Origin of the sequence: Wocania ichthyoenteri Th78, assembly GCF_000789235.1 — a bacterium.
In the GTDB taxonomy this organism is placed as follows: domain Bacteria; phylum Bacteroidota; class Bacteroidia; order Flavobacteriales; family Flavobacteriaceae; genus Wocania_A; species Wocania_A ichthyoenteri.
On the sequence record NZ_KN525716.1, the window covers coordinates 872,427 to 878,943 of the forward strand.

Below are 6,517 nucleotides of genomic sequence, written 5' to 3' on the forward strand. Positions count from 1 at the left end.
ATTCAAAGTAAAGAAATTTTATTCACTTAGATTCCCGTATCCGCTAGAATGACAATTTAAACGTAAACCTCAATATTGCTATTGATGAATTTTTATTCAATTTAAAGCTTTTATTAATAACCTTGTAACAAAATAAGTTAAGCATCGTCATACTTTAATAACTAACCTTGTTGATATTTTTCAGCAAACAAAACAATTCATCTTGGAACCAATACTTACAATTAACAACCTTACCAAAAAATTTGGCTACTTAACTGCTGTAAAAGATTTATCGTTTACTATTAACAAAGGTAACGTTTATGGGATTTTAGGACCTAACGGAAGCGGAAAATCTACCACTCTAGGTATTGTTTTAAATGTTGTTAATAAAACACAAGGTGATTTTAAATGGTTTGACGGACAAACTACGACACATGATGCATTAAAAAAAGTAGGTGCTATAATTGAGCGACCAAACTTTTACCCTTACATGACGGCAACTCAGAATTTAAAACTGGTTTGTAAAATTAAGGGAGTTGATTATAGCAAAGTTGAAGAAAAGCTTGAAATTGTCGGCTTATTAGAACGAAAAGATAGCAAGTTTAAAACCTATTCTTTAGGTATGAAACAGCGTTTAGCGATTGCCTCTGCATTATTAAACGATCCAGAAATTTTAATTTTAGATGAACCTACAAACGGATTAGACCCACAAGGGATTCATCAAATTAGAGAAATTATTAAGCAGATTGCTGCAAAAGGAACCACTATTTTATTGGCATCTCATCTTTTAGATGAAGTTGAAAAAGTATGTTCCCATGTTGTTGTGTTACGTAAAGGTGTAAAATTATATTCAGGTCGTGTTGACGAAATGATTTCTAGTCACGGTTTTTTTGAATTAAAATGCAATAAGCCAAATGACTTAATTAAACTTTTAGAAAATAATGCATCATTCAAATCAATTAAAGAAAAAGATGGCTTAATCACTGCTTTTTTAAATAAACCCATGAAGTCTGAAGATTTCAACAAATATCTTTTTGAAAAAGGCATTATACTTACCCATTTAGTGCAACGTAAAGAAAGTTTAGAAGAACAATTTTTACAATTAACAGATAATAACTAATACCAACCAAAATATACTAACTCTATGTTACGTCTTTTAAATTTAGAATTACAAAAATTACTACTTAATAGAACCAGTAAAATACTCATTTTTGTATCGTTTATTTTACCATTCTTTGTCATATTATTATCTTCTTTGAAAATTAATGTATTTGGTTTTTTTACTTTAGAACTTGGTGAGTTAGGCATTTTTAACTTCCCTATGATATGGCATTTAACAACTTTCTTTGCTTCTCAATTTAAATTCTTTTTTGCTATTGTAGTAGTAAGTATGATTGGTAATGAGTATAGCAACAAGACTATTAAACAGAACCTAATTGATGGATTAAGTAAAAAGGAATTCATATTATCTAAATTTTATACCATCATATTCTTTTCATTAGTTTCTACAGTTTTAATAGGGTTAATTTCGCTATGTATAGGGTTATACTATTCTAGCTATACTGAAGTTTCAATTATTTTTAGAGAAACTGAATTCATACTAGCCTATTTTGTGAAACTTATTGCTTTTTTTAGCTTGTGTTTGTTTTTTGGAATGCTTGTAAAACGTTCTGCTTTTGCCCTTGCCTTTTTATTCATTTTATTTATTCTAGAATGGATTTTATTTGGATTAATGGCATGGAAATTAAATGCAGATACAGCAGAGAAAATTCAAAATTTCTTTCCATTAAAATCAATTTACAAATTAATAGACCAACCGTTTCAACGTATAGCAATGACTAAGTTTCCTGACAAAGCAGAAATAGCATACGACTATGCAGTCCATTGGTACGAATTTGCCATAGTAATTGCTTGGACTGCTCTATTTATCTTTTTATCGTACAGATTATTAAAAAAGCGAGATTTGTAATATCTTTGATAGCTATCGCTATTGAAAGATGAAAAAAATTGCCATATTCGTATTTGCCTGCTTTGCCAGCATAAATAGTTTTGCCCAAAGCGAAGCTGCCAATTGGTATTTTGGCTATGGTGGTGGTATCAAATTCAATCAAAATAACAATACGATTTCTTCTGTAAATGATGGTCAATTATTTACTAACGAGGGTTGTGCATCAATATCAGACAGTTCTGGAAATCTATTGTTTTACACAGATGGGACAAGAGTTTGGAATAAAAACCATGCTACCATGATGAATGGTTTGGGTTTGTTTGGCGATTCGTCTAGTACACAATCTGCTATTATTGTTCCTAAACCAGATGATGAAAATATTTATTACATTTTTACTGTAGATAATAACCTTGACGGTAATAATTACGGTTTAAACTATTCTGAGGTTGATATATCCCAAGATGGAGGTTTGGGAGCTGTTACAACCAAAAACACAAATTTACTCCAACGCTGTTCAGAAAAAATTACGGCAGTTTTAAAAGATTGTATAACAAAATCTATTTGGGTACTAACCTTTGCTCCAGAAAATGGAAGCATAGGTAACTATAATACATTTTATGCTTTTGAAGTTAATGGTTTAGGCGTCAATAATACACCAGTAGCCTCTCCATTTATTCTTAATATTAGTGATGCAAGGGGCTATTTAAAATTATCACCAGACGGCACAAAAGTTGCAAATGCTAATGTAAGCGATGGGTTGTATATATATGATTTTGATGTGTCTACAGGAATTGTAAGCAATCAAAACGAATTATATATTAGCGGAGAAAATGCTTTCACTTACGGCGTAGAATTTTCTCCAGATAGCCAATTACTTTATGCGCATACATCAAATGATTTTTTTGATAGAGAAAACCCAAGTAATAATAATGATCCGTCCTATCACTCTTCATCATTACTCCAATATAATCTTTTAGCAGCAGATATTCAATCCTCCGTAGTTATTATAGACGACAGGCAATTATACAGAGGTGGTTTGCAACTCGGACCTAATGGAAAAATATATAGAGCATTAAGTGCCACTTATAATGAAGGGTTGCCATATTTAGGAGTTATTAATAATCCTAATAGCTTAGGTACGTCTTGTAACTATCAACATAATGCTATTAATGTTTCACCAAATAATTCCTCCCAAGGACTACCCCCTTTTATTGCTTCTTTTTTTAACGAACAAATTGATATTATTAAAAATGGAAAAAGCAGTACTAACCTCTCACTTTGTGTTAATGATAAATATACGCTAGCTGCTGAATATATAACTGGAGCTACATACACTTGGACGCGTGATGGAGATTCGCTGCCTGAAAGTGAATTTGATTTAGAAATTGATTCTACAGGTCATTACGAAGTTTATATTGACCCAAATAATGGAGATTGTGCCATTCAAGGAGAAGCCTATGTAATTTTTAACGAAAACCCCGAAGCCTTTAATGCAAACCTATTACAATGTGATGAAGATGTTACTGTTGATGGACTCACACTGTTTAATCTCAATCAAGCAAACACAATTTTAACTAATAACGGTATTAATCTTTCAACAAAATTCTATACAGATTCAGCTAGAACCAATGAGGTTGATGGAAATTCTTTTACCAACACATCTAATCCGCAAACTATTTATGTAGATGTTATTAATGACAGTACAGGATGCTCTTCACCTTCAGAGTTAACTCTTAATGTTAGTGTTACAGACTCTGAAGATACCGAACTAGTTGAATGTGATAATGATGGAACCGAAGATGGATTTTTCAACTTTAATTTAAGCGATGCCGATAGTGACATAGTTGCAGGACTTCCCTCAGGGTTATCAATCTCTTATTTCGAAACTTATGATGATGCTTTACTTGAAACAAATAATTTAGGAAGCACATTTACAAACACAAACCCATACTCTCAAACTATTTATGCCCGTGTTGAAAACGCTAATAATTGTTATGGTATAAGTGAAGTTGTTTTAACCGTAAACGAATTACCAGATATTGAAACTGAAGCTTTAGCATACTACTGCCTTAATGATTATCCGAAGAGAACCACTTCTTTAAATGCAGCAGTTATAAATGATAATCCTTCCAATTATACCTATAACTGGTCCACTGGAGAAAACACCTATCAAATAGATATTAATGAAGCGGGAACTTACACCGTAACGGTTACCAATACAAATGGTTGCACAAAACAACGAACCGTTACCATAGAACCTTCAAACATAGCAACTTTTGAAACTATTGAAATCGTTGATGCTACTCAAAACAATACCATTACCGTTTTAGTTTCTGGTGAAGGTGTTTATGAATACCGATTACTTGATGAAAACAATATAGTATACGTACCTTATCAGGAAAGTAATACGTTCGAAAATGTGTATCCAGGTATTTATACTATAACTGTTAGAGATATTAAAAATAGCTGTGGCACAGTGCAAAATCCAATTTCAGTTATTGGTTTTCCCAAATTTTTTACGCCCAATAACGATGGCGTACACGATACTTGGCAAGTAATTGGTATCTCTAATATGTTTCAGCCCAATACCAATATCCTTATTTATAACAGGTTTGGTAAATTAATTAAACAATTAAATCCATTGGGTAGTGGTTGGGACGGGCTATTTAATGGTCAAAAACTGCCAGCCGACGATTATTGGTTTGCTGTAACTCTGCAAGATGGAAGAATTTTAAAAAATCATTTCACTCTAAAATATTAATCTTTGAAATTAGCCTTAAAAATATCTGTCTTAATTATTTTTTTATTGTGTTACAATAATACGCTAGGTCAACAACCAACGGATTGCATTGATGCCGTAATTGCTTGTGGAAATTCAAACGTTAACTTAAATGTAAGTGGTGTTGGCACTCAAGAATTAAGCGGATCAAACACATGCTCAAGTCAAGAAAACAATAGTGTTTGGTTAAAAGTTACTTTAGTAACTAGTGGCACATTAGGTTTTACATTAACCCCAAATAGCACCGCTATTACAGAAGATTATGATTTTTTTGTGTTCGGACCAAATGCAACCTGTGGCAATATTGGACAAGCCATTCGGTGTTCTACTACTAATCCTTCAGCCGCCAATCAAGGAAACAACTTAACTGGAATGAATGATTCTGCAAGTGATACTGCCGAAGGCCCAGGTGCAGATGGCGATAGTTTTGTAAAGTGGTTAGATGTGCTAGCAGGAGAAACTTATTATATAGTCATAGATAGACCAATTGGCAATAGCCCTTTTAGCTTACAATGGACAGGAACTGCACAGTTTTCTGATCCTCCTTCAGATGAGTCAGGAACAAATGGTATGCCATTAAATTTAGAAAGTTGCGATGTAGTTACTCCTTTTGATAATGGCTTTACAACTTTTAACCTAACAGACAATACAAGTTTAATTGCAGGAACACAAAGCGATGTTACCATAACTTATCACGAAAATATAAGTGATGCTAATATTGGAATAAACGAACTAAGCAGTCCATATACAAACATTAATAACCCTCAAACCATTCATGCTAGAATTACAAATAATACCACAGGGTGTTTTGAGTTGACCAACTTTCAATTGAATGTTAATCTAGGTCCAAATTTTTCGCAACCAATAGATTACGAACTATGTGACGATTCAGCAGATAGAAACAATACTAACGGACGAGTTATTTTTGATTTATCATCTAAAAATCCTGAAATTTTAAATGGTCAAAACCCTTCTGATATTAATATTACGTATCATACTTCGCAATTAAATGCCGAAACGCGAGCAAACCCTTTACCAAATGCTTATTATAATTCAACACCATTCAACGAACAACTTTTTGTTAGAGTTGAAGATGCCTTAAACCCTGATTGTAAAAGTGTAACTCCATTAAATTTAGTCGTACATCTAAACCCCGAAGCCTTTAACGACACCCTGTTACAATGCGACGAAGACGGTGCTATAGATGAACGCACTATTTTCAATCTCAATCAAGCTAATACTGTTTTAACTAATGGTGTCGCTGGATTATCAACAAAATTTTATACAGACTCTGCCAGAACTATTGAAGCCGACGGTAATGCATTTACCAACACATCTAATCCGCAAACTATTTATGTAGATGTTATTAATGACAGTACAGGATGCTCTTCACCTTCAGAGTTAACTCTTAATGTTAGTGTTACAGACTCTGAAGATACCGAACTAGTTGAATGTGATAATGATGGCACCGAAGATGGCTATTTTAATTTTATTTTAACTAATGCAGATAGTGACATAGTTGCAGGACTTCCCTCAGGGTTATCAATCTCTTATTTCGAAACTTATGATGATGCTTTACTTGAAACAAATAATTTAGGAAGCACATTTACAAACACAAACCCATACTCTCAAACTATTTATGCCCGTGTTGAAAACGCTAATAATTGTTATGGTATAAGTGAAGTTGTTTTAACCGTAAACGAATTACCAGATATTGAAACTGAAGCTTTAGCATACTACTGCCTTAATGATTATCCGAAGAGAACCACTTCTTTAAATGCAGCAGTTATAAATGATAATCCTTCTAATTA

4 protein-coding genes are annotated in these 6,517 nt (G+C 32.8%); all 4 read left to right on the top strand.

The window, feature by feature from the left end; genetic code table 11:
• Window positions 1-202 precede the first annotated feature (202 nt).
• Complete coding sequence (locus RG22_RS03740) at window positions 203-1,099, top strand: ABC transporter ATP-binding protein (protein WP_034041000.1); 897 nt, start codon at window positions 203-205, stop codon at window positions 1,097-1,099.
• A gap of 24 nt (window positions 1,100-1,123) precedes the next feature.
• Window positions 1,124-1,948: an ABC transporter permease gene (locus tag RG22_RS03745; protein WP_034041001.1), complete on the top strand. Its 825-nt coding sequence runs from the start codon at window positions 1,124-1,126 to the stop codon at window positions 1,946-1,948.
• A 28-nt stretch (window positions 1,949-1,976) separates the two neighbouring features.
• Entirely contained in the window at window positions 1,977-4,688 is a 2,712-nt protein-coding gene (locus RG22_RS03750) for a T9SS type B sorting domain-containing protein (protein WP_034041002.1), read from the top strand.
• 3 nt (window positions 4,689-4,691) lie between these two features.
• Window positions 4,692-6,517: hypothetical protein (locus tag RG22_RS17925; protein WP_034041003.1), on the top strand; the 1,826-nt coding region annotated here is incomplete at its 3' end.

Excerpts from the sequence above, each read along its gene's own strand:
- RG22_RS03750 (WP_034041002.1), top strand. The coding sequence starts at position 1,977 with ATGAAAAAAATTGCCATATTCGTATTTGCCTGCTTTGCCAGCATAAAT.
- RG22_RS03745 (WP_034041001.1), top strand. The coding sequence starts at position 1,124 with ATGTTACGTCTTTTAAATTTAGAATTACAAAAATTACTACTTAATAGA.